The 23910-nt window shown below is 57.7% G+C and carries 27 protein-coding genes and 3 pseudogenes; 28 read left to right on the top strand and 2 right to left on the bottom strand.

What is annotated here, in order from left to right:
* Positions 1 to 22: 22 nt before the first annotated feature.
* The 6 genes from ACUTJJ_RS11710 to ACUTJJ_RS11685 all read left to right on the top strand — a co-directional run bounded on the left by ACUTJJ_RS11710 (position 23) and on the right by ACUTJJ_RS11685 (position 4843).
* Entirely contained in the window at positions 23 to 268 is a 246-nt protein-coding gene (locus tag ACUTJJ_RS11710; protein ID WP_445542279.1) for a helix-turn-helix transcriptional regulator, read from the top strand.
* The gene (locus ACUTJJ_RS11705; protein WP_445542278.1) at positions 265 to 483 is read left to right on the top strand and encodes a hypothetical protein; all 219 of its coding nucleotides are present in this window, start codon (positions 265 to 267) and stop codon (positions 481 to 483) included. The genes ACUTJJ_RS11710 and ACUTJJ_RS11705 overlap by 4 nt, the downstream gene beginning before the upstream one ends.
* Positions 484 to 994: 511 nt before the next feature.
* Positions 995 to 1426, top strand: coding sequence for a hypothetical protein (locus tag ACUTJJ_RS11700; protein ID WP_445542277.1), 432 nt, complete (start codon positions 995 to 997; stop codon positions 1424 to 1426).
* Positions 1423 to 1677 (top strand): hypothetical protein, encoded by a 255-nt coding sequence (locus tag ACUTJJ_RS11695; RefSeq protein WP_445542276.1) that lies wholly within the window; start codon positions 1423 to 1425, stop codon positions 1675 to 1677. Before ACUTJJ_RS11700 ends, ACUTJJ_RS11695 begins: the two co-directional genes overlap by 4 nt.
* A complete protein-coding gene (locus ACUTJJ_RS11690; protein WP_445542275.1) occupies positions 1640 to 2965 on the top strand; it encodes an AAA family ATPase in 1326 nt (441 codons plus the stop codon). Before ACUTJJ_RS11695 ends, ACUTJJ_RS11690 begins: the two co-directional genes overlap by 38 nt.
* 726 nt (positions 2966 to 3691) lie before the next feature.
* Positions 3692 to 4843, top strand: coding sequence for a hypothetical protein (locus tag ACUTJJ_RS11685; RefSeq protein ID WP_445542274.1), 1152 nt, complete (start codon positions 3692 to 3694; stop codon positions 4841 to 4843).
* A gap of 542 nt (positions 4844 to 5385) precedes the next feature.
* Here ACUTJJ_RS11685 and ACUTJJ_RS11680 read toward each other — a convergent pair.
* A complete protein-coding gene (locus ACUTJJ_RS11680) occupies positions 5386 to 5643 on the bottom strand; it encodes a hypothetical protein (protein ID WP_445542273.1) in 258 nt (85 codons plus the stop codon).
* A 512-nt stretch (positions 5644 to 6155) separates the two neighbouring features.
* Here ACUTJJ_RS11680 and ACUTJJ_RS11675 point away from each other — a divergent pair.
* The 14 genes and pseudogenes from ACUTJJ_RS11675 to ACUTJJ_RS11610 all read left to right on the top strand — a co-directional run.
* The gene (locus ACUTJJ_RS11675; protein ID WP_445542272.1) at positions 6156 to 6590 is read left to right on the top strand and encodes a phage terminase small subunit P27 family; all 435 of its coding nucleotides are present in this window, start codon (positions 6156 to 6158) and stop codon (positions 6588 to 6590) included.
* A gap of 89 nt (positions 6591 to 6679) precedes the next feature.
* On the top strand, positions 6680 to 8206 hold the full coding sequence (locus ACUTJJ_RS11670) for a terminase large subunit (protein ID WP_445542271.1): 1527 nt from the start codon (positions 6680 to 6682) through the stop codon (positions 8204 to 8206).
* Positions 8207 to 8230: 24 nt separating this feature from the next.
* Complete coding sequence (locus tag ACUTJJ_RS11665; RefSeq protein WP_037092402.1) at positions 8231 to 9460, top strand: phage portal protein; 1230 nt, start codon at positions 8231 to 8233, stop codon at positions 9458 to 9460.
* A 9-nt stretch (positions 9461 to 9469) separates the two neighbouring features.
* Positions 9470 to 10588 (top strand): S49 family peptidase, encoded by a 1119-nt coding sequence (locus ACUTJJ_RS11660; RefSeq protein WP_445542270.1) that lies wholly within the window; start codon positions 9470 to 9472, stop codon positions 10586 to 10588.
* An 11-nt stretch (positions 10589 to 10599) separates the two neighbouring features.
* On the top strand, positions 10600 to 11802 hold the full coding sequence (locus ACUTJJ_RS11655; protein WP_445542269.1) for a phage major capsid protein: 1203 nt from the start codon (positions 10600 to 10602) through the stop codon (positions 11800 to 11802).
* Between the two features lie 50 nt (positions 11803 to 11852).
* Positions 11853 to 12113: a hypothetical protein gene (locus ACUTJJ_RS11650; RefSeq protein WP_445542268.1), complete on the top strand. Its 261-nt coding sequence runs from the start codon at positions 11853 to 11855 to the stop codon at positions 12111 to 12113.
* Entirely contained in the window at positions 12091 to 12432 is a 342-nt protein-coding gene (locus tag ACUTJJ_RS11645) for a hypothetical protein (RefSeq protein ID WP_445542267.1), read from the top strand. Before ACUTJJ_RS11650 ends, ACUTJJ_RS11645 begins: the two co-directional genes overlap by 23 nt.
* 1 nt (position 12433) lies before the next feature.
* Positions 12434 to 12781 (top strand): head-tail connector protein, encoded by a 348-nt coding sequence (locus ACUTJJ_RS11640; protein ID WP_445542266.1) that lies wholly within the window; start codon positions 12434 to 12436, stop codon positions 12779 to 12781.
* Positions 12782 to 12906: 125 nt separating this feature from the next.
* Positions 12907 to 13263 carry a head-tail adaptor protein gene (locus ACUTJJ_RS11635; RefSeq protein WP_445542265.1) on the top strand — a complete coding sequence of 119 codons (357 nt, stop codon included), beginning with the start codon at positions 12907 to 12909 and terminating at the stop codon, positions 13261 to 13263.
* Complete coding sequence (locus ACUTJJ_RS11630) at positions 13260 to 13754, top strand: HK97 gp10 family phage protein (protein ID WP_445542264.1); 495 nt, start codon at positions 13260 to 13262, stop codon at positions 13752 to 13754. Before ACUTJJ_RS11635 ends, ACUTJJ_RS11630 begins: the two co-directional genes overlap by 4 nt.
* The gene (locus ACUTJJ_RS11625; RefSeq protein WP_445542263.1) at positions 13754 to 14164 is read left to right on the top strand and encodes a DUF3168 domain-containing protein; all 411 of its coding nucleotides are present in this window, start codon (positions 13754 to 13756) and stop codon (positions 14162 to 14164) included. Before ACUTJJ_RS11630 ends, ACUTJJ_RS11625 begins: the two co-directional genes overlap by 1 nt.
* A gap of 33 nt (positions 14165 to 14197) precedes the next feature.
* The gene (locus tag ACUTJJ_RS11620) at positions 14198 to 14629 is read left to right on the top strand and encodes a phage tail tube protein (protein WP_013636135.1); all 432 of its coding nucleotides are present in this window, start codon (positions 14198 to 14200) and stop codon (positions 14627 to 14629) included.
* A gap of 1 nt (position 14630) precedes the next feature.
* Complete coding sequence (locus tag ACUTJJ_RS11615) at positions 14631 to 14990, top strand: hypothetical protein (RefSeq protein WP_209087956.1); 360 nt, start codon at positions 14631 to 14633, stop codon at positions 14988 to 14990.
* 20 nt (positions 14991 to 15010) lie between these two features.
* Positions 15011 to 15190: pseudogene (locus ACUTJJ_RS11610) on the top strand (phage tail assembly chaperone); the annotation flags it as partial.
* Here ACUTJJ_RS11610 and ACUTJJ_RS11605 read toward each other — a convergent pair.
* Positions 15191 to 15484 carry a hypothetical protein gene (locus ACUTJJ_RS11605; protein ID WP_445542262.1) on the bottom strand — a complete coding sequence of 98 codons (294 nt, stop codon included), beginning with the start codon at positions 15482 to 15484 and terminating at the stop codon, positions 15191 to 15193. It lies immediately after the preceding pseudogene.
* 14 nt (positions 15485 to 15498) lie between these two features.
* Between ACUTJJ_RS11605 and ACUTJJ_RS11600 the strand changes: the two genes are divergently transcribed.
* The 8 genes and pseudogenes from ACUTJJ_RS11600 to ACUTJJ_RS11565 all read left to right on the top strand — a co-directional run.
* Entirely contained in the window at positions 15499 to 17859 is a 2361-nt protein-coding gene (locus tag ACUTJJ_RS11600) for a phage tail length tape measure family protein (RefSeq protein ID WP_445542261.1), read from the top strand.
* A gap of 3 nt (positions 17860 to 17862) precedes the next feature.
* Positions 17863 to 18507, top strand: coding sequence for a hypothetical protein (locus tag ACUTJJ_RS11595; protein WP_445542260.1), 645 nt, complete (start codon positions 17863 to 17865; stop codon positions 18505 to 18507).
* 9 nt (positions 18508 to 18516) lie between these two features.
* A pseudogene (locus tag ACUTJJ_RS11590) lies at positions 18517 to 19182 on the top strand (hypothetical protein).
* Entirely contained in the window at positions 19182 to 19610 is a 429-nt protein-coding gene (locus ACUTJJ_RS11585) for a GNAT family N-acetyltransferase (protein ID WP_445542259.1), read from the top strand. The pseudogene ACUTJJ_RS11590 and the gene ACUTJJ_RS11585 overlap by 1 nt, the downstream one beginning before the upstream one ends.
* A gap of 58 nt (positions 19611 to 19668) precedes the next feature.
* Complete coding sequence (locus tag ACUTJJ_RS11580; protein ID WP_445542258.1) at positions 19669 to 22536, top strand: phage tail protein; 2868 nt, start codon at positions 19669 to 19671, stop codon at positions 22534 to 22536.
* Between the two features lie 4 nt (positions 22537 to 22540).
* On the top strand, positions 22541 to 22750 hold the full coding sequence (locus ACUTJJ_RS11575) for a hypothetical protein (protein WP_445542257.1): 210 nt from the start codon (positions 22541 to 22543) through the stop codon (positions 22748 to 22750).
* Positions 22750 to 23607, top strand: a complete 858-nt coding sequence (locus tag ACUTJJ_RS11570; RefSeq protein WP_445542256.1) for a gp53-like domain-containing protein — start codon at positions 22750 to 22752, stop codon at positions 23605 to 23607. The genes ACUTJJ_RS11575 and ACUTJJ_RS11570 overlap by 1 nt, the downstream gene beginning before the upstream one ends.
* Before the next feature lie 3 nt (positions 23608 to 23610).
* Positions 23611 to 23910 (top strand): annotated as a pseudogene (locus ACUTJJ_RS11565) (hypothetical protein); the annotation flags it as partial.

The raw sequence follows: 23910 nt of genomic DNA, 5'->3' as shown, positions 1-23910 counted from the left end.
CAATAATGCGCATATTACATTAATGGATGTTTCTAACCGAAAAGGAGGGACTATGAAATACCACAACGACAACACCCCTGCGCTCATTTCATTGAATGACGCCTGCAAACTTACGTCCATGTCCCGCACAATGCTTAACCGCTACCGCTCTGAGGGACGCTTTCCTGTTGCGGTAGAGCTTGGAGAGCGCCGCGTAGCTTTCGTCCGCAGTGAAGTCACTGCCTGGGTACAGGCGAAAATTGATGCGAGGACGAGGGCGTCCGCATGAGCGCTGTTCAGGATTATCTCGGCAACCTCATGGCCGAGCGCTCCAAAATGGTCGAGAAAGCAGCCGCCAGCAACGACTTGATCGCAAACATCAAAGGGATCGCCCAGCTTCAATTGGCGATTATCGCAGTCTCGACGGTGGCGGCAGAAAAGAACGCCGCGCACCATTTTGACGCGGCTATGTCCGACTTCAAGATGACGCACGGCGTCGCCTAACCCACCCTATAACCATCACACGCAACGTCCGGCGCTGCCGGCGAGAGGAGAAGCTATGACCAATCGCGACGAGAGTACTACGTCAACGGGATCGCTGTTCGCCGATGAGCACTTTCGACAGATCGATCGGAAGCCCGTTGATATTTGGGACACACCCCCCAGTTTCACGCAAGATGACGGGGCTGTGAAGGTTTGGACTTTCGATAAGAAGTCCATGCCTCGGGGGCTCGCGGGCCGGATCAATGTTGAGGAATGGCCTAACGATGCGTCCGTCAAACACCTGAATGACATCCTTCAGCCGGACAGCGAAGTCGATCCACGTTTCCTTCTTAGCCCCAAGGCGTGCGCCGGGATTCTCCGCCGAGCCGAGAGGCGAGGATGTAAACTCCCTCAAAAGTTCAAAGAAGCTGCTGAGCGTTGCGCATCCATTAGCGACCCAGACGCCCCGTGAGGTTCCTGCCGACGCCTGTCTGCCCTCACCAATCCACCACCACATCAAGAGGAGACTACCATGCCCGCAATTTTCACCACCAATGGAACGATTATCAATTCAGATCACGTCGTGAAGTTTACAGAGCTACGCAACGGCGAGACGCGGTTTCTCCTGTCGACAGGCGACACGGAAACCGCAGAAGTGCGTGGGGATATCAACGACCAATTCTATCGCATCGTACCCGCCACCCCGGGCCACGCAGGCGTCTTTGTTAGAGATTGGGGTGACGAGGTATACTACACCGTCCGCTCCATTATTGCCTGGCGCATCTGCCCGGGCGGCACCTTCCCGATCTTCGTAAGCGAGGGTGAAGATCTCGGTGACCGTGTTGCCATAATTGATCCAGTGAGCGGCTTGCGGGATGACGAAGGCAACACCGGACTTACGCTGGACGAGTGGAAAAAGATCTACGAATCGCAGCGTCAGGCCGACCATAAGGAAGCCGCATGAAAATCCTATCCCTACGCCGCCCTTTCGAGGGCGGCAATACCATTGCGCGGTTCGACATCCAGATGGACGGACTTCGTCTTTATAACATCGCGCTGAAACGCACCGGCGCTGGCCTCAGAGTGTTCGCACCATCTGCATTTGGTGCTGCGGCAGTCACATTCACCCCCGAAACCGCAACGGCCATTATCGAGGCCGCAATGGGAGAGATCGCCCGTGGCCAAAATACCGCCAGCGTCAACGCCGCAGCCTGAAAAAGTCACGTTTGCGGCCGGTCAGAGAGTGGGTCATGGCATCTGGGGAAAGGGCAAGGTTTTACACGCCGACGGACAAAAAGTTATGGTCGGCTTCGACGGCGGAGAGGTGAAAACAATCCGTTGCACATACCTTAAGGTTCTTGATGCGTCTGTCGCGGAGCCCGATCATCCTCCGGCAACCACTTCCAAAATGGAAGTAGTTCATCGCGACAGACCATCTAACCGTTCCGCCGCAAACGACAACACACCTCGCATGCCTTTCCGAGTAACGTGGTTCGATAACATTGAAGAGGACGCACCCAAGGCGGAAATCATCCGTGGCGTGTTTGGGGAGAATGAATTCTCTTACGTCGTCGGGCCCCCTGGTTCCGGCAAGAGCGCGATCGTTACGGATGCTGCGTGTCATGTGGCGGCTGGAATGGATTGGTTCGGCAGGCCCGTAAAGCAGGGAATCGTTGTCTTCATTGCTGCGGAACGAGAGAAGCTCACGAAGCGACGAATGCTCGCATTCAGGAAGCGGCACGGCGTCTCGGATGTTCCACTGCTGATCCTAGGCGGGCGGTTCGACATGACTGCGAATCTCACCAATGCCAGAGAAATTGTTGCGGCCATCAAGGCGGCCGAGGAGGCGTGTGGGCAAAAGTGCGTCTGGGTAATTATCGATACCCTATCTCGATCCTTCGGAGCTGGCGACCAAAATACGTCAAAGGACATGGGCAAATACGTGCAGGCATGTGACGAGATCCTCGACGAGACGGATGCGCACCTAACGGTCATTCACCATACTGGGTGGACTGGCGAGCGAGCGAAGGGCGCAATCGACTTAGACGGCGCGGTCGATTCCAGCTTCATCGTGAAAAAGACGGGACAGACGTACACGCTGACCTGCGACGGCACCAACGACGGAGAGGAGGGCGTCATTTGTGTTTATGGAATGGAGGGAGTTCAGGTCGGCACTGGCCCAGACGGTGAGCCCACAATGGCTCCAGTGATCGTTCCTGGCAAAGATGCCGGCGCGCAGCTGGTCGAGAATGTGAAGGGCCATAATTCCACAGCGCTGATAAGCTTGCAGCAGGCGATCGCTGCTGAAGGCGTTGTTCCGAGCGGCCCCGGTTATCCAGACGTCTGCATGGTGGTGACTGAAGATCAGTGGAGGGCTGTCTTTTACACAACGGGCAGCACCGCGAAGGTCGAAACAATCCAGCAGCGTTTCCTGCGTGCGAAGAAGTACCTTTTATCTAACGGAAAGGTAGTTCAGGTCGGACAATGGTTCTTCCCGACATAGCCGACATCAGCCGACACGACACGACATTTGTATTTATGTCGTGAGCATCCCAACCCGACACGACACGACACACACTTATAGTGTGTCGTGATGTCGGGTGCTTTGAAGGGTTGGTTTTGAAAAAAGAAAACCCATCCAGTCTTTAGGAAATCCCTAATACCTTAGTTGGTGCAAAATATGCACGAGCTGGCAGTTGTCCGGAATTACCAGACAGCTCAGTTGTCAAGGAATCCTTGACCGCTGAACAAATGCAAAAAGCGCATGAGTTGGGATCGTACCCCAAGCGACTAATTTCGTTGGTGTTTAGACAGATATCCGAGCGTTTAGCGCAGTTCTCGGATCGTACCCAATCAGGGGTGTCGACCCTAGCTCGACACCCCCTAACGGACGACTCCCCAAAATTTCGCACACCGACCAGACAAATTTCACCCAAAACCTTATCTGCTCTTTAGCAACAGGAGGCTTCATGATCAGAACCCGCATTCAGAACATAGGTGGCCCATTTCCAGGCGTCGGATCGGCGCCGACGATGGTTCACGACAAATGGCTGCCAAAGGACGGCCGCGCCGCTTTCGAGAGGTTGAACGACGAAGCATCCATGCGTGGTACGGTCATTGATGCCGGCAGTCTCGTGGCAGCGAACGACAACGTCTTCGGGTTCGCGCCTGGCGGGTACGTGTGCAAGTGCACGGTATGCGGTCGAGCATTCACCGGTGACAAGCGAGCATGGTGCTGCCAACCGTGCAGTGCATCAAGCAAGGAGAACGCGGCGTGAGGGCGAAAGACTTTTCAGAACTGGCCGACCTAATCGCCGGCTATACCGCACCGCCTGCCAAGGCCGAGAAGAAGCCTCGCCCTGCGGCCAACGACAACAAGCCCGCGCCCGACGTGCTGGCCTGGCCTGCATTGGAGAGGTTGGCGCATCGAGGTGATCTAGTTCGCGTGAAGGGGCTGCAGCGGTGGCGCGATCTCAGGTATCCGGATGAAATTGTCACACCGGATGAGGAAGGGCAGTACGAACCCGAAGTCACCATTGAGACCAGACCTTCTGAATCCGAGCTGATGGCTGCTGTTGGCCGAGGCGTCGTTGATCGGGAACGATGGGAACACACCGGCGAAATGGTCAACGTGTACGACGACGCACCGGCGCCAAAGACAGAATTTGCAATCAAGCAGACAGGCGGTCGAGGAGCGAAGCGTACTTCGCTTGAGGCGAGGATTGGCAGCCTTACATTCACTGACGGCGTGTTAAAATACTGGGGCGTAACGGCCAAAGGCAAAAAGCTGAAGCCGGTTGAGCGCCGGCGCGGCGAGAAGGGCGGCGCCGTTTCGGCTGATCGTTCTGAGAGCGCGATTTGGTCTTACGTCCGACTGAAGGGTGCGGTTTCGCCGTTAGCTGCTGACCATCTCCATCGGCCCTTTGTAATCGATCAACGGGACGCGTGCGAGGCAAACCCAGAAGCTATCGAGGCGCGGCAGGTTCTTAGGAAGTTTGGCGTCGATGGAAGCGTTCCGTTCGAAAAGCTCACAGTTCCAGCAACACGCGCGCCAGATGCGATTGTGCTTGGTCCGCAGTGGGTCGGTGGCGTGAAGCAACCAAAGCCGACAGCGTCAAAGCCAGCAGGGCGAGAGTTCAACGCGTGCCGCAGCATCGAAACAGAAAGCTTCGTTGAGTATCTCGTGAAAAAACTCGGTAGGCACGTCGAAGTTCTGGACCTTGCGATAGGTAAGGCGAATGCGACGAGTATCGGCGTGGCAATGGGACTTGCGCCCGCCTACGCAGAGAAACGTGGGGTGGCACTGATTGAGGCGGCGATTGATGCTCTGAATACCGAATTGAGAAAAATTGAAGAAGATGACCAAAAAATAGCGGCGTGATGTCCGGTAAAGCTCATTATCAGATCGGATTATATTGAAGGGGTAGAAAATCCAACGGCAGCTTCGGCTGCCGTTCCGATTTGAGGCGCTGAATTCGAGCGGAAGCAATGAACTCGCTACGATGCCGGGACTGCCTCAATACACATTGCCCTTGGCGCGTTCTCCTCCGCGAGCTCGGGCAGTCGTGCGGCAGGTTGAGTGTGACCCCGTTGGCCAACGCCAAGCAGGTCGTGCACGCTCCCTGCCGCCATTAGCTTAACGGGTCGCTCCCGCGAACCTTCGGGATGCGGAAACAACGAAGCAAAACACTTCCACACAAAATCATGCTGCCGACGGCGGTCAGCCCTGATGTAGGCCATTGGCCCAGGATCAGCAGGGAAAGGTCGGTTAAACTCCGACAGGCGGCACCATAATCTAAAATTGGAGCGGGCATGACAGACGCAATCATCGCCGTCTTCGACCTATTCACCCACGCGCGCAACGTCGGTTTATCAAGTATATGGCAATACGTTAAGCGGTGAGATAGGCTCAGCCAGCGGATATTAAGCCAAGCCTTCATTTACCCATGCGGCATAAATCTCACGAACCTGAGGCATTTCAAGGATTTCCGTAACATCCTCAACGAAGACAGAAATTCGATCGAATTTGCCTGAGTCTTCCGCGTCTATAGCCTCTTTGAAGGCGTCTTTGGCGGGCTTCAGATCAAGCTTCGTCATTCCTTGGAAATGATTACCCTCTGCTACCGATACGCGGGCATTGGCTTCAGGGCTAACGTCTTTGTAACCCAGTATTCTGTCCATAGCTCTTCTCCCTACACATGGCGGGTAGAGAATGCACGGCGAGAGCGCGCATTACAATGCCTCAACCTACCGGTCGTTCAGCCGAGGCCGCGCTCTATCGTCGCCTTTATCGAACCGCGCGATGGCAACGATTGCGCGAGGCTCAGCTCACGGCGCATCCCTTGTGTATTCGGTGCTTGGCCATTGAGGTGGTTGAAGAGGCAACTGTCGTTCACCATGCAGAAGGCGGGCACAAAGGCGACGAGGAGCGCTTTTGGAATGGACCATTCGAATCGCTTTGCAAGGCATGCCACGATCGCTTTGGTGCTCTTGAGGATCGTGGCATCAAGGTCGTTTCCTTTGGTAGCGACGGATGGCCGGTCGACGAGTGATGACCCCGGGGGCCAAAGTGAAGTGTCAGCTTCGCCCGCCACGGACCGGCGAGGCAGGCAAGCGCTAAATCCCGCAAGTTTTGTAACTATTTTTTAGGTGACGCCATGGGCGCAAGAGGACCGCGCCCCGAGACGCCAGAAATGCAGGCGCTCAAGGGCAATCCCGGAAAGCGCAAGAAGCGTGCGCCGTCATTAAAGGCGGCAGGCGACGTCTACATCCCAAATTACCTGGACGACGACGCCAAACAGTGTTTCGAGATGATCGTCGCGTCAATGCCCCAAGGCACATACGCTGCCACCGACACAGGTGGCATTGCCGTTTACGCCGCGGCTTGGTCAGACCACAAAAAGGCGACCGAGGCCTTGAAAACGGAGCCCCCCATTGTGTCTGGCTCGACGGGAAACCCAACGGTTAACCCCTGGTTCAAGATCAAAAATGAAGCGGCACGGATCATGATGTCGATGGGTGACCGGTTGGGCATGGACCCTAAGGCCCGTGCCGCCATGGCTTTGCCTGAGGAGAAACCAAAATCGAAGTTCAGCGGCCTGCTTGGGCAAAGCGCAGGGAAGGCGTAAGCCGCGAGGGGCTGGACCGCGCTCAAAAAGTAATCGACTTCATAGAGCTGTTGCAGGTTCCAAGCGGTGAGGGGCAGGGCGGCCCGATAGTGTTAAGGCACTGGCAGAAGCAATTCATTCTCGACGTCTACGCTCCCCTCGCAAATGGGCGACGTCGCGTCCGGCGCGCGATCTTTTCGGTCGCACGTAAGAACGGAAAAACTGCTCTCATAGCTGCGCTTGTCCTGGCTCACCTTTGTGGTCCAGTAGCCGAAATCAACGGTGAAATTTATTCCGCCGCCACTGACAGGGAGCAGGCAGGCCAGGTTTTCAAGTTTGCCCGGCAGATGGTTGAGGCGGAACCCGAGTTCGGACCGGGCGGCACTTGTCCACTAACTGTTGTTCCTTCCACGAAAACGATTGTTTGTAAGGAAAACGGAAGCTTTTATCGTGCGCTTTCTGCTGAGGCCGGGACGAAGCATGGTCTTAATCCATCCGTTTGGATCTACGACGAGCTAGCACAGGCGAAAGACCACGAGCTGTATGACGTACTTAACACTTCACAGGGGGCGAGAAACGAGCCGCTTGGGTTTGTTATCTCGACGCAGTCGCCAGATCCTGAGCATCCACTTTCGAAGCTGATCGACGACGGCCTTCGCGCTGACGATACGCGTGTTTGCGTTCATCTGTATGCTGCAGGCGATCACGTGGATGATCTTCTCGACGAAGCGGCATGGTCCGCCGCAAACCCGGCTTTGGGCGACTTCCGAAAAATTGAAGACATACGCGCGCTGGCTGAAGAGGCGGTGCGCATGCCGTCACGTGAGGCGTCGTTCAGGAACCTGTACTTGAACCAGCGAGTGGATCAAACCACGCCGCTGATTTCCAGATCAGAATGGAAGGCGTGCCAAGAAACCGATGCGCGCGCATGTCGGGCGGACACCGGTGTACTTAGAAAAGGCGAGCGCATCTATTTGGGCTTGGATTTGTCCGCGAAAGTCGACCTTACCGCTCTCGTCGCTGTCTCGGCTGAGCCGGGAAGCGATCGGGTGAAAGCATGGCATTGGAAGCCCAAGGATTACCTTCATGACCACTATAAACGGGACCACTTTGATTACCCGACGATGGTGAAGGAAGGCTGGCTCGATGCCGCTCCAGGAAAGGTAATCGACTTCGGACATGTGGCTAAAGCGATCAGTCGGATTTCGCAGGAATATGAAATCGCAGGCATTGCATATGACCGCTCACGCATCGACCTGCTTCTGGTCGAATTCGGCCGACTGGGCATTGAAGCCTACAAGGACGGTCAGGATCAGCCCTACGACGGGGCCATACGCATGGTCGACTGGGGCCAGGGATTTGTATCGATGGCCCCGGCGATTGATGCTCTCGAAGAATCTGTAATCCAGCGTCGATTTGTGCATGACGGAAACCCCGTTCTGGGTTTCTGCTTCGCCAACGCTATCGTCCAGATGGACGCCGCAGGCAATCGCAAGCTGAACAAGGCGGCGACACGTTTCCGTATAGATGGAAGCGTCGCCACCGCCATGGCTCTCGGTCTGAAGGCAAGAGACGTCGTCAACGGCGTTCCGAACCTCGACGACTTCGTCAACAATATCATTTCTGTCACCTGGTGACGGGCAACCTAGTGGTGAGGCCTGATGGGCTTTTTTGAGAGATGGGTCGGAAGGCCTATCAAGCTCACCGACGGCGAGTTCTGGCGAGGCTTCTTTGGCCTCGGCACCACGTCAGGGGAGACAGTCACGATTGAGAGTGCCCTTTCGCTTGATGCGGTTTGGGCGTGCGTCAACCTCGTGCAGAACGCAGCCGGCACACTTCCTTGCATCGTTTACGGCGAGGACGGCGTGACGGTCGACAAGAACGCTCCTCTTTACGAGCTTCTGCACGACATGCCGAACATGGACGATACGGCGCCAGAATTCTGGTCGATGGCGGCGATGTGTCTGCTGCTTGACGGCAACTTCTTCGCGGAAAAGAAAATGAACGGCGAGCGCCTCGTTGCGCTTAATCCGCTTCACCCTCTGAGCGTCGATGTGTGCCGGTCGAAAGACGGTCGCAACACGCGTTACTACGAGGTGACGGAAGACGGCAAAAAGCGCCGAGTGCCCGAAGGCAAGATGTTTCACGTCCGCGGCGTCAGGCTGCCGGGCTGTGATCGAGGCATGTCGCCGATCGCCGTTGTGCGCAATACGGTCGGGAGTGCATTGGCGGGAGAGAAGGTCGCTGGCCGAATGTTCAAGAACGGCCTGCTTTCTTCGCTCATCGTCAGCTCTGATCAGATCCTGAAGCCTGAGCAGCGCAAGCAGATCTCCGACACGCTGACGCAGTTCGCCGGAGCCGAGAAGGCTGGCGGGGTGACGGTGCTGGAGGCCGGCTTCAAGCCTTATCCAATGTCGATCAACCCCAAGGACGCTCAGTTCCTTGAGGCGAGACAGTACAGCGTAGAGCAGATCTGCCGCATCTTCGGCGTGCCGCCCGTTATGATCGGGCACGCGGCCAACGGTACCACGACCTGGGGCAGCGGCATCGAGCAGCTGATCCTCCAATTCACCAAGACCTGCATGCGGCCGATGCTCAAGCGCATCGAAGCGGCAATCTATCGTGACTTGCTGGATGCAAAGACCAGGAAGACCACGAAGGTGAAATTCAACATGGAAGAGCTCTTGCGCGGCGACAGCACGGCGCGGGCAGAATTCCTGTCGAAGATGGTCACGAACGGCATTTACCTCGTCGATGAGGCTCGCTCTTACGAAGACAAGGCGCCAGTCGACGGCGGCAACAAGGCCATCGTTAATGGCACGATGACGCGCCTCGATACGCTCGGCAAGACCGAAACTCCGGCGCCAACGCCAGCAGCGCGCGCTGCATAAGGGAAAATCATGAAGTTTGAACACCTGATTTCGGCCTTTTTGGCCGAACCTTGGGCTATTCAGCGCGAAAAACTGGGCGTTTTGGCTGATGTTTTGGTGGCGCGGGCACAAGGTGAGAAGCTGTTTTCGTCCGAGTTCGCGGCATCAATCGACGATGCCCGAGCTAAGGAAATCGCCGAAACCAGCGGCAGCGTTGCCGTTATCCCGGTTTATGGGGTTCTGGCCGATAAAATGGACCTGTTTTCCGCGATGAGCGGCGGCAATTCCTATGCTGGTATCAAGAAAGCACTGCACAAAGCGCTTTCGAACGAAGATATTAAGGCTGTCGTGCTCGACATCGACAGCCCCGGCGGCACGGTGCCAGGTACAGACGAGCTTGCGACCGAAATTCGCAAGCTGCGCGGCGGCGAAAAGCCGATCATCGCGCAGGTCAACAGTCTTGCGGCAAGCGCTGCTTACTGGATCGCGGCTTCGACTGACGAAATTGTCGTCACGCCCTCCGGACGCGCCGGTTCGATCGGCGTTTACACGGCGCACGATGACATGTCTGCAGCCCTTGAGCAGCGCGGCATCAAGCGCACGTACATTTCAGCCGGCAAGCACAAGGTTGAGGGCAACGAGACCGAGCCGCTTGGCAAGGAAACCCTTGCGCATGTCCAGGATGGCGTGAACCGGTCCTACAATCGCTTCGTCGCAGCTGTCGCCGAAGGGCGCGGCGTGACCGTCAGCAAGGTTGAGGACAACTACGGTCAGGGCCGCGTTTTCTACGCAGAAGCTCTAATCGACCGCGGCATGGTCGACCGCATTGCGACGCTTGACGAGACTTTGGCACGCTACGGCGCCGACGTCGAGCCTGCGCCTGTGAGACGTATCAAGGCTGCGAACGCCGCAAAGGCTGAGGCAGCGCAGACGCTGGTCGAGAAGATGTCCGCCGGCGAACAAATCACAAAACGCGAGTTCGAAAACGGCATCAGGGGACTGATGGGGTTGTCGGGCTCTGAGGCAGAGCGGGCCGCTCGGCTCTACCTCAAGGATGGTCAGGGGGCTCCTGACGTCGAGACGGATGCTGCTGCTTTGGCAGCCATTGAACGGCTTATAGCCGAAGCAAAATCACCACTCATTCGATAAAGGAGCCACACATGGCTGATAATCAACTTGCCGATAAGATCGGAGAGCTCGGTACTTCGCTTGCGTCCATCAAGGAGCAGGTTGGCAATCTTGCAACCGACTTCACTTCGAAGCTTGCCACGAACGGCGAAGTTTCCGCTGAACTGAAGGAAAAGACCGACAAGGCTTTGTCCGAGCTCGGCGACGTTACGACCCGCCTCGGCGATCTGGAGAAGCGGGCCGCTCGCGAACGAGATGGGGGCGATCCCGACGAAAAATCGCTAGGTGATATCGTTGTCGAAGCCGCTGGCGCCCAGTCGTTTGACTCTTCGTATCGCGGCATGATCAAGGTGAAGGCTGATCGCGCTGCCATTACCTCTGCCAATACCACTGTCGGCGCCGGCCGCTCGCAGGGTACCTCTCTGGTTCCCGGCGCGCGCGTTCCTGGCATCTTTGGTTTGCCTGAGCGCCAGCTGACCATCCGCGACTTGGTGATGCCAGGTCAGACGTCTTCAAGCACAATCGAATACGTGAAGGAGACTGGCTTCACTAACAACGCTGCTCCAGTCGCCGAAACGACCGCCAAGCCGTACTCGGATCTGACGTTTGACATGACGTCCTCGCCGGTCCGCGTGCTGGCCCATCTCTTCAAGGCCTCCCGCCAGATCCTTGACGATGCGCCCGCGCTTCGCTCCTACATCGACGGCCGCGCTCGTTACGGTCTGCGTTTCGTCGAGGAAAACCAGCTGCTGAATGGCTCTGGCACCGGTCAGAACCTCCACGGCCTGGTTCCGCAGGCTACCGCGTTTAACCCGGCGTTCGCTGCCGAGGACGAAACGGCAATCGACCGTCTCCGTCTGGCTGTTCTGCAGGTCGTTCTCGCCGAGTATCCGGCAACCGCGTTCGTTCTGAACCCGATCGACTGGGCAAAGATCGAGCTGACCAAGGATGCTGGCGGCAACTACATCATCGGCAACCCGCAGGGCTCACTCACTCCGACGCTCTGGAACCTGCCGGTGGTTTCGACGCAGGCCATGGCCGCAGGTGAGTTCCTTACCGGCGCGTTCAGCTTCGCGGCTCAGATCTTCGACCGCATGGACATTGAGGTCCTGCTTTCGAGTGAGAACGTGGACGATTTCGAGAAGAATCTCTTCACGATTCGAGCCGAGGAGCGCCTGGCGTTCGCAGTCTATCGCCCTGAGTCCTTTGTGACTGGCGATGTCGAAGGCGCCTGATTGAACTACAGGGGGAGCTTCGGCTCCCCTTCCTTTAAAAGGGAGTGAACATGACCGATTTTCTGGAAGTGAAGGCTAAGCGCACGTTCGCGGTTGGCAAGGAGCTGAAGACCAAAAAGAGCGATCCGTTCAACGTCGAGGCAGGCGAGGCGAAGCAGCTTGAGGCGCAGGGTCTGGTCGACATCGTGGGCGAGGCGCAGACCAGCGTTGAAGATGACGCCGCTGATGAAGCCGCTGACAAGCCCGTGATCTCTTCCGCTCGCTCGACGAAGAAGAAGGACAAACCCGATGCTGTCAACGAAGGTTCGTAAGCGCAGGGTCGCGTCCTATATCGGCGCCGGCATCGTCAACGGTATCGGCTCGCCGGTGAATTCTGTTGCACCTGCCATCACGGGCACGGCGCAGGTCGGCCAGACGCTGACATCGACCACGGGGACGTGGTCCGACTCGCCGACTTACGCTCGGCAGTGGTTTGCTGCTGGCGTCGCGATTTCTGGCGCTACTGCCGCGACTTACGTTCCCGTTGTGGGTGACATTGGAAAGGCCATCACGGTCCGCGTCACGGCCACGAATGATAAGGGCAGTGTGCCAGTCACAAGCGCGCCGACGGCCGCAGTAGTGGCGGCCTGATATGGCGATCGTCGATCTCGAAACCGTAAAGAAGCATCTCCGTGTCTTTCATGAAGATGAAGATACGGAGATCGGCTTTTATCGCGACGCCGCCGAAAGCATCGTGGCGCAGCATCTTGATCGCGAAGTCGTCGCCATTGGCGAAACGCCTACGGCTGCCGACGGCATTGCGGCAACGCCCGCAATTGTGTCGGCGATCCTTCTTGTCACCGGTGACCTCTACGAGGTGCGCGAGACTGACCCAAAGGCAACGGGCGACGCAGTGCTTCCGCGCGCAGTGCGGATGCTTTTGGCACCGTGGCGTGTCTGGCGAACAGTGGCAGACGACTATGTGGCTCCGCTTCCATAAAACCTTCGACTGGCGACAGCCAGGATTCACCATCGCCTATGAGCCAGGACTCTACAACGTCACGCGCAAATGCGCAGCGGCCGCGATAGCGGCTAAATCTGCCGAACCCACCAAGGATCGACCGAATGCCAAAACGCAAGAGAGCGGGCGCTGGCTCGCTGAGTGAGCGCATCGGCTTTGAAGCCGAGGTCGAAGGTGATGATGGGTATGGTGGCGCCGTGATCGGCTTCACGGAGCAATTCATAGAGCCAGCCCGCCTTGAACCGCGCGTAGGTTCGGAAACGGTCATAGCCAGCCGCCTGCAAGGGATCCAACCATTCACCATGACCATTCGCAGTAACGATCGCACGCGCACCATAACGCCGGCCTGGCGGGCGCGTAACAAGCGTTCTGGCGTGGTCTACGCGATCAAGGCCGCGGTGAACATCGACGAACGCAACCAGTGGATCGAACTGCCTGTGGTGCAGGGGGAGGCGTCGTGATCAAGGCAAAGGTTCTGGGCCGAGAGGCGCTGACGAAAAAGCTAAATCAAGTCGCTCCGCTTGCCAACAAGTACGCCGCCGAAGCGAAACTTCAGATCGCTACCGAAGCCGCCGAAAAAATCTCCGACCGAGCGCCGATAAGCAACAGCGCAACTGCTGGCGACTACGCTGCCTCGATACAGGGCGGCAAGATTTCTGACCGGCCGAGCGCGAAGGCGCTAGTCGGTGCAACGGCCAGCAAAGATCCGGATGCGACAGGCGTTTTCGCCGCGTGGATCTGGCACTTTTTGGAGTTCGGAACTCGGCCGCATAACGTTGCGAAGGGTGGCGGTACGGTTGCCGGCAAGAAACAGGCGGCAGGCGCAAAGATGCACCCTGGCACGCGGGCGCAACCGCATATATTCCCGACATGGCGAGCGTTCAGGGCTAAGGCGAAGAAGCGGATCAACGACGCTGTCTGGCGAGGGGTGAGGGAGGCCATGAAAAAGTAATGGCTAACCCAGATCTCGAATTGCAGGGCGCCATCGTTGCCAGGCTGAAGGCTCGAGCCGGCCTAACGGCAAAGGTGGCGCAAAGGATTTACGACAGACCGCCGACCAACGCACCGTTTCCATACGTCGAATACGGCGAAAGCCAAGTCATCAGAGATGATGTCGACTGTCTGAAATCGAACCTCATCTATGTGACGATCCACGTTTGGTCGCAATACTCCGGCGGCTTGAAGGAGCTCAAGGAAATCATTCACGAGGTCGTCGAGGCTCTGGATGAGGCGCCCCTAGCGCTGCCCTCGCATCGATTGATATCGATCACGCGGCAGGACACCCGTCATTTCAAAGACCCGGACGAAGTCACGACACACGGTGTCGTCGAATTTGTCGCGCGCGTCGAAACATCGGCCTGACGGCCACCAACCCCTATTTTTTGAGGTTTACAAATGGCCGACGGTCAACAGATTGGTCGTACGCTGCTCATCCAAATTGGTGACGGCGAAACTCCCGAAGTCTTTTCGAATCTGTGCGGTCTGACGACCCGCAGTTTCAATATGTCCGCCAATGAGGTCGACACGACCATCACGGACTGCGTCAATCCAGAGAACACGCCGCAGAAAACAGCGGAGCCGGGCATCAAGAACCGCACGTTCTCCGGTTCCGGTAAGTTCGTTAAGAGCGCTTCCAACACCGCATTCATGACGCACGTAAACGATGCGACCAAGTTCAACGCCAAGGTGATCGTGCCTGGACTCGGTACTTACACCGGCCCGTGGTTCGTTTCTGAATTCGAGTTCAGCGGCGAAATGGAAGGCAACATGGAATTTACGGCCACGTTCGTTGCTGCCGGCGTTCTGACGTTCGTTGCGGAGGTGTAATTTGGCTGACGCTGAAAAACCTTTTCCGTTGGAAGTGAACGGAGCTCGCGGGGAGGTCGGGTTGTGGGTCGGTAAGGAGCCGCTGGTAATAGTCGCCGAGATGGGTGGACTTGCTGCCGTGTCCACCCGCTTGTCGTGCAAGAGCATGTCCGATCTGTTTCTTCGCCTTTCAGGCGTCGAGCCGGCCGCCACAGTAGCCGCGCTCGATCTGCTCGCGGTGCGAGGGGACAAGGTGAAAGCTATCGGCGCATTGAAACTGAAGCACTTCGGCGCTGTTGCTAAAGCAATTTCTGAGGCCTTATCCCATCACTTTGATGAGGAAGACGAGGGAAACGGGGAAGCCGCTCAAAAGGCGGCGTAGAAGAACCTTTCCCTTGGCGCGACTGGCAAAAAATTGCATTCGGCGGCCTTTGCTGGACGCCGGCAGTATTCTGGTCGTCTAGCTTGACCGAGTTCACCCTCGCGGTGAAAGGCAAGGCCGAGGCAAACGGAGCCAAAAAGTCTGTCGCTCCACCATCTGACGAAGAGATGGATGAGTTGATCAAGAGGTATGGTGGTTGATCAACGCTCAGCAGCAAGCTGCTGTTTGTACGTGATGTAACCGTTTTGTCGGCACCAGTCGCGTAGGCGTTTCGCGTCGCCGAGTTGCCACGCATAAAGCGGGCTCAAGCTCTCTTTGCACCGCTCCACCTTGACCATCTCAGCGTCCCCCTTGGCGGGGATGCTGGGTGGCGTCCGCACTTGGGCACTGACGCTATTCTCCAATGCCAATAGCAGTGCAGCGGCCGCAACTCCAGAATGCAAATATTTCAACATATCCATCCTTTTTGGCTCGCCAACGGCGGGCTTTTTCACGTTAGGACACCGACTTGGCCGGTAACAACAGTGATGATCTGATTATCTCAATCAGCACCGACCTTGCAACCGTAAAGCGTGCGCTAAATCGGCTGGTGTCGGACGTAGGCGCGGCATCCAACGGCATCGAGAAACGTTTTGCCGCAACTGGAAAGTCGATCAATAATTCGCTCACCACTTCGATGCAGGATCGCATCAACAGCATGGTGGGCATCGGTACGACGGCAGCAAAAGAATGGAACGGGGTTCTCGCGGATCAGCAGAAAGAGCTTGATCGCCTCCGCGCCAAATACAGCCCGTTGTTCGCAACAATTTCGAATTATAAGAACGCGGTCGCCGAAATTCGGCAGGCCCATGCCGCCGGCGCAATATCCGCCAACGAGATGGCGTCTGCGATTCAGAGGGAGCGACAGGCGGCACTAGCGTCGACCGCGGCCATTAAGGGTCGCAACGCCGCGCTGAAGGCTACGGTCACGACGAGTAGCGGCAACAGCTTCAATACCGCAAACATTGCCGCTCAGTTCCAGGACATCGGCGTGACCGCAGCGATGGGGATGTCTCCCATCCAGATCGCCCTGCAGCAGGGCACCCAGCTTTCGGCCGTCCTGCAGCAGATAAAGGATAGCGGGCAGGGTGTCGGCCAAGGTCTTGCGGCTGCTTTCGCGTCGGTGATTTCTCCGTTGTCGCTGGTAACGATTGGCGTCATCGCCGCAGGCACAGCAGCATTTCAGTACTTTTCGACGATTATGAGCGAAGGCGATAAGTCCGCCGAAGTGCTCAAAGAGCAAGCGGCGCTCATATCGTCTGTCGCCGAGCGCTGGGGTGACGCGATCCCGGCGCTTCGCGAGTATGCTGACGAACTAAGGCGAGCGCAAAATGTCGCCGACCTCAAAGAAGGCGCGGAAATCGTTAATGCGAAGACCCTGGAAGGCGTCAGGGCGGAAGTTGATAAGGCAGTTGTTTCATTCGCAGATTTGCTCGACCTGTTAAGACTGGCGGGCGAAAAAGCCGAAACGATTACTAACCTCCAGGTGGCGTTCGATAAATTTGCCGGCTCCGCCGAAGAAGGAAAAGTTCAGACCGAAGAAGTTAAGCGCGTGCAAGACGCGCTGGTGGCCGCGATCAACGGCACTGGTCTGCAAGCCGCATCGGACTTTGCTGACAAGTTTAACGATCTGGCCGCTGCCGCACTCGTTGCTGCTGGCAACGTCCAAAAGGTCAATGATGCCACGTCAAGAATGACTGACATCACAACCTGGCGCAGCTACAATCCCAACAGCGGGAAGCTGGAGACCAACGCCGACCCTTGGGCGGACAACATTCAGAATCCTGGTTTTATGACGCCAGAGTTCGGCCCGACACCAGAACGGCGCCCGTCCGATCTGGACACGGACAAAAACAGAGGGTTCGGCACACCGAAGCGGGCACGGGCTCCGCAAAAAACTGCATCCGACCGCTTCGCCGAAGATCTTCAGGCTGTTCGAGACAGGACTGAGGCGCTGCGCCAGGAGATGAACCTTATTGGACTGTCCAATGAGGCTCAAGTTAAGCGACGTACAGCGCTAGACCTGGAGCAGAAGGCGCTGGCCGACCTGCGCGAAGAGGCGCGCAAGAAGGGCGAAAAAGACCTGGAAAGCATCAAGCTTTCGCCCGACAGGATTGCTGCGATCGAGCAGGAGTCTGCTGCATATGCGCGGCAATCTGAGGCGCTTAGAAAAGCGCAAGAGGAACAGCAGAAGCTGAATGAGTGGAACAACGTCGCGAGAGACGCAACGCGCGGCTTCATCGACGATTTGATCCATGGCGAGAGTGCCGCGGATGCATTTGCTGGTGCGCTCAGCCGCATTGCAGATGCCCTCCTCGATGACGTGCTCAATAGCATCTTCAAGGTCAACAACGCTGCCGGCGGCGGCGGTGGTTTCCTGAGCGGCCTTTTCAGCCTGTTTGGCGGCGGCGGTAGGGGCGGCTTCCCTTCGGCACCTGGCGGCCTGTATTCAGACGGTGGCTACACCGGCGACGGCGGCAAGTATCAGCCTGCTGGCGTCGTGCACAAAGGCGAATATGTCTTCGACCAGGCGGCCGTCAAAGCTGCCGGTGGTCCTGCGGCTATGGAGGCCATGCGCCGCAATCTCAAAGGCTACGCCAGTGGCGGTCCTGTCGGGATCTCGGTTCCGAGCATGCCGAGTTTGCGATCGATGTCGGCGCAGTCAGCGGGTGTCGTCGTCAACTTCAATCCAGTCGTCGACAACCGCGGCGCATCTGTTGAAGCCGTCGCGAGACAGGAAAAGGCGCTGGCCAAGATGCAAGGTGAGCTGCAGAGCCGTGTTGAGGCAGCGGTTCGGTCGGCTCAGAAACGAAACGTGAAGTTGGGGTGAGGAATGACAATCACATACCCGCTCCCCACCTCGTTCTTCGATGAGTTCCCGGGCTGGTCGACTGAGTTCAATCTGCTTTGGCGGCAGGAACAGTCGCGCACCGCTGGCGGCCGAACGGTCGTCAAGGACATGGGCTCGCCGCTCTGGCAGATGACGGCGCAATCGCGCTCGATGAAGCCGAACGAACTGGACTATTGGCGCGCGCGGCTCACGAGCTTGGAAAACGGGCTCAAGACGTTCCGCGCATTCCCGAAGTCGCGCTGTTTCCCGGTGGCTTATCCTAACGGTAGCTGGCCAACGGGCGGCGCGTTTAGTGGCGTAGGGCAGGTGGCTACGATTGCGAGTAACCGCAAGGCAATCTCCCTGTCGGGCCTGCCCGCTGGCTACAAGGTCTCGGTCGGCGATTACATCCAAATTGGCGACAAAGACCTTCACATGGTTATGGAGCCCATGACGGCCAGTGGCAGCGGCGTGACAACGCAGTTTCAGGTCCGCCCCCATCTGTGGCCGGGCGTTACGGCGCCCGTCGCTGCGACGCTCGTCAAGCCTTCCTGCATCATGGCGATCGTGCCCGGATCGATCTCGACGACAGCCGACATGGCAACGGGTCGCGGCACGGTTACATTTCAGGCGATTGAAGCCCGCTAAGGGAAATCAATGAGAAACATCTCAGCAGAAAACCTTGCTGCGCTTGAGGCGCGGCAGCTGGTGGCGCGTGACTTCCTTTGGTTTGTTGCGCGCGATCGAGCGACTGGTGCGCCGGTTACGGATGGCATGTGGTCAGACGTCGGAAACGTCACGGCTGCCATTGTTCATCCAGACACAGGCTTGCCCGTGACTCGTGACTGGTACGGCTCCGGCACGCTGGTATAGATTGATGACATTCCGCTCGTCGCTAATCTGTCGGTCCAGAACGTCAATATTCGCCTGTCTCAGGTCAGCGAACACGTTCAGACCTTGGTGCGGCAGTATGATTGCCGTCAGGCTCGCGTCGAGATTTACCGAGGCCTGTTCGACCCGGATAGCCGCCAGATGGTGGCGCCGGCCGAATGCCGCTTCGTCGGCTTCGTGGATACCATCACGATCAACACGCCTTCTGAGAATGAGGAAGGCAGCGTGACGATGGTGTGCGCCAGCCATACGCAGGAAATGACGCGGTCCAATCCGTCGACGCGGAGCCATGCCACGCAGGTACTACGCCAGGCTGGCGATGCTTTCTACACCGACGCCGATACCTCGTCTGAGTGGGAGTTCTTCTGGGGCTCTGAGAAGGGCAGGGTTGCCACGCAGCCGAAAAAGAAGAAATTTTTAGGTTTATTCTGATGGACATCCGCTTTGCCGACGCAAGCGATCGCGACCGTGTTGTGGCGCTCCTGCGCGAAAGCCATGAGGCCGCAGGTTTCACCTTCCCATTCCAGGCGGCATATGCCGATCGGCTGTTTCAGCAGCATATGGCGTCGCCGATGGCTTGCGTTCTTGTCGCTGGATCTCGGGCTCTTGGCGTGCTGATGGCTTGCGCTTCCGAACACCCGTTCGGCGCTGGTCGCATTGCTAAGGAAACAGTCTGGTACGTGACGCCAGAAGCACGAGGTCGGGGCGCAATCAAGATGCTCGATGCCTATGAGGCGTGGGCGCGCTCAGTCGGTTGCGTCTCCGCTGGCATGGCATCTCTCGCCACCAATGACATCTCAAGTCTTTACGAACGGCGCGGTTATAGCGCTGTCGAAACACACTTCATGAAGCCGCTCTAGCAGCATTCCTTCGGCGCCATCCGCGCCCCGCGCGCCTCGCGCATCCCAAGGAAAATCGATGGCTATTTTCTCGGCGATCGCCTCCGTATTCACGGCGGTGTCAACGTTCATTGGCGGCCTTGGCGCAGTCGGCGCGTTCCTGTTGAAGACCGCCGTCGGTGTTGGCCTTAGCCTCCTCGCACAGTCGCTCGCTGGCAAGCCCAAAGACCCGACGTTTTCAATCAACGGCACACTGCAGGGCGGCGGCGACGTTCCCCGCTCCTTCATCATGGGTCGCACCGCTACGGCTGGCTCGCTGGTGTTCGTCAACACTTGGGGTCAGGACGGCGATACGCCGAATGCTTATCTTACGCAGGTTATTGCGCTGTCGGATTTGCCGGTGCGCGGCCTTGCTGAAGTCTGGGTCAATGGCGAGCGCGTGACGCTCGGCGGCCTTACGGATCGTGGTTACGCGGTCAATGAGTATCCGGACAGTCTCTGGGTCAAGTTCTACGACGGCACGCAGACGACGGCCGACAGCTTCCTGTTTACGTCCGTGTCGAATGGCAACAGGTGGTGGAACCCGGATCGCATCGGGCGCGGCGTTGCTTATGCCATCGTCACGGCTCGCGTCTCGAAGAACATGTTTTCGGGCGTGCCGTCCTTCAAGTTCGTGCTTGAGGGGCTGCGCCTCTACGATATCTCCCGCGACAGCACGCAAGGCGGCGTTGGTCCGCAGCGCTTTTCCGATCCGGCGACGTGGGGCGGCGACGGTGACTTCCTGCCGGCCGTCCAGGTCTACAATCTGCTGCGCGGCATCACCTATAATGGCCAGTGGTTCTATGGTCTGCAAAACCTGTCTTCGTCCCGCCTGCCTTCCGCAGCATGGATCGCGCAGATTGAGAAGCATCGCGCCGGTACGCTGGAATCGACCGGTTGGGTGAACACCTACCGCAGCGGCGGCGAGATACAGGTCGATGCACCGCTGACCTCCGCCGTCGAGGCATTGCTGACGGCGTGCCAAGGCCGGATTTCGGAAGTCGGCGGCGTCTACTATCTTCATTCAGGTGCACCAGGTGCGCCGGTCATCAACTTCACCGACGATGATATACTGTCGACGGAGGAGCAGGAATTTACCCCGTTCCTCGGTCTGGCTGATACCATCAATGGTATTTCCGCCAACTACCCTTCGCCGGCCGATGGTTGGGTCGCCAAGACAGCACCACCGCTCTACCGGCCGGACTTTGAGGCAAGCGACGGTAACCGCCGCCTGATGGCCGACGTCGATCTGAACTTCGTTCCTTACCCGGAGCAGGTTCAGCGCCTGATGAAGTCGGCGCTTGAGGAGGCTCGGCGCTTCCGCAGGCACACGATTGTGCTGCCGCCGAAGTTCTGGGCCTACGCAACACCGGGAACGGTGTTCTCGTGGACGTCAGAGCGCAACGGCTACATCGCCAAGCTGATGCGGATCGATGGTGTTGCCGACCGCGCCAATCTCGATGTGATGATCGATATCACTGAGGTGGATCCGGCCGATTACGACTGGAGCAGCGATACAGAGTTCAAGCCGCCGGTTGACGGACAGCTAGGCGTCATTCGCCCGACGCCGCAGCCGATTGTGGACTGGTTCGCGGAACCGGCCACGGTCAAGGATAGCTCCGGCGAGGATCGGCGACCGGCTATTCGGCTGACCTGGGACAACAGCGATGGTCGCCTTGATGACGTGATCGGCATCGAATACGAGGTGCGACTGCAGGCGACGCTGGAGAAAATCTCCGAAGGCCGAACCGACCAGCCTCAGGTTGGCTCAATGCTTATCTCGCAAAGCCTGCTGCCAGCTGAAAGCTACGTTGTCCGCGGTCGATACATCCCCGGAGGCGACAGGCCGGTGTTGTGGTCGGGGTTCATCCCCGTCATCACGCCAAATGTCTTGCTGACCGACAAGGATGTCTTTGTTGACATCGATCTGACCGGTGTTGAAGAAGCGCTCGGCTGGCTGCGCAACAGCACGCGAACTGCGCAAGACGCCATCGATGGTCTCATCGCCTCGCAGATGGAACTGGCGACGGTCGCATACAAAGACACGCGAAAGCTTGCCAGAGAACTGTCGGTCGAACTCGGCGAGGCGAGGGCTGAATACAAGGAAGAAATCCAGCTTGCCGTCAACCAGACCATGGCCGTCGCGGGCAAGGTCGAAACGCTGACGGCGGCGCTCGGTGGTAGCTCATCCTTCGTCAATGTCGCTTGGGCTGCCATTGCTGCTCCATCAGGATATGCAGCGCGGTACGGTGTGACGGCCGCAGTGAATGATGGCGCATATCGGGCCGCTTCACTCCTGTTGGATGTTCCCGCTAACCCGGCACTGCCGACACGGGTCATCGTTCAGGCCGGCCAGTTTGTGGTCGCGAGTGACGATGGCGCTACGATCAAGCGGCCATTCACGGTGCAGGATGGCGTACTATACGCCAACGACATCAGGGCAAATACGCTTTCGGCATTTTCGAGTGTGCTTGGCAACGTCGATATTTCGAACGCCTACATCGGCACATTGACTGTTGGCACTTCGAATATTGATCCCGGGGCGATTACGGTCGTCGGATCAAACACGATGGGCGACATAGTTGCGGATGGATCGACCATCTACAGTCTCGACGTGACCATTAATCATGGAGCCGGATCACCTCGGGTCCTTGTGACCGGTCAGAGCTACATGCTTGACGATGTCGGCGGAAGTCCCAGGTCTTGGACATTCGCGATGAGTGATGTGAACTCGAATTTGGCTTTGGAGCAACTGAATGGGCTCGGCGGTGCGAACCCGATCAGTTGGATGGCCGTCCACAATCCTCCCGCTGGTCGAACGCAGACCACCTACAGACTTCAACTCTATGGCGGACCGTCCATGAAGTTAAAGTCGAACAAAATCATAGCTATGGTCCTGAAAAGGTAATCCCATGACAACTGGAAACAAGATGCAGGTTGACGCTTCCGTCATCCTGCAAGAGGCGGAAGTGCGCGAAGCTTTTCTCGTCAATCGTACGCTTCTGCTCTCCCAACAGGTCCTGATGCAAAAGCAGGAAAACCAGATCCTGCTCGACAAGATCAGCGGTCTTGAGGCCGATCTGCGCGCCGCGCGCGGTGAAATCGACGGAGCATCCGAATAATGGCTACGATCACATGGTATGGTGACGGCACGGCAACCGTCGCTGCTGGCTCGCGCACTGTGACCGGCACAAATACAGGCTGGCTCACGGAAGTTGCCGGCCTGACGCCGATCAAGGCTGGCGATAAATTCGGTATTCACGTCGGCCGCCCGATCGTCATCGAGAAGATCATTAGCAACACGGAACTGCTGCTCGCCGACGATTGGCCTGGGCCAGCCCAGACGAATGCGCCTTATAAGGTCGAACTGACCTCTCCCACGATTGCCGCGGTTGAGGCGATGCGTCGGCTGCTGGCGTCGTTGTCGAATGGCAACCTCGAAAGCCTGTCGGAAATCACCCTTGGCACTGACGATATCCCCATTGGTATCGGGCCGGGTGTGTTCGGGACGATCAAACGATCAGATTTGTCGGGAGTGCTGGCAACCCTGATTCCGGCCGAAAACAAGTTGCCTTACTTCACCGGTGCCAACAGCGCTGCGCTCACAGACTTGTCAGCCTTTTCGCGAACGATACTTGATGACACCTCGGGCGCAGCCATGTTTGCAACGATGGGTGCGTCTCAGGTTCTTTCTGGAAATGGTCGCGAGACGCTTCCCGGTGGCCTCCAGTTCAAATGGGGTACGTCCTCGTTGACCGATACGGACCAGCGCATCACGTTCCCTTTGGCATATCCAGCCGCCTGCTTTGGCGTTCTTCTCACATGCGGGACGTCTTACACCGAAACCAATCGTCTCATTGCGGCTTCGACATCCAACGTGACCGCTTCCGGCTTCGACATACGCTCGCGGAACATACTTCCCGGCTCTGTTGCCGGCCAGAACGGAGTTATTTATCACTGGATTGCAGTAGGATATTGAGCGATGATTTTTGCTATTTTCAACGAACAAGGTTTTCCGATGGGTTTCTATTCCGATGAAGTGCACGGAGAGAACATTCCTGAGGGCGCGGTCGAGATATCGGAAAGCGAGTGGCATGACTTGCTCGATAATCCAGGTCTTCGCAAATGGCTTGATGGAGAAATAGTCACGGTCGAACCCTCAGCCGCGCCGCCCACCATCGCCGACTACGAGAACGCCATCCAGAACCTTGTCGACAGCACCGCCCGCGAAAAACAGTTTCGCGACGGCGTCACGCTGGCCTCATACACGGCATCGACAAAG

The organism is Agrobacterium sp. DKPNP3 (assembly GCF_052686535.1).
The sequence above is the reverse complement of the archived record's forward strand: the minus strand, read 5'-3'. Positions and strand labels throughout refer to the sequence as shown.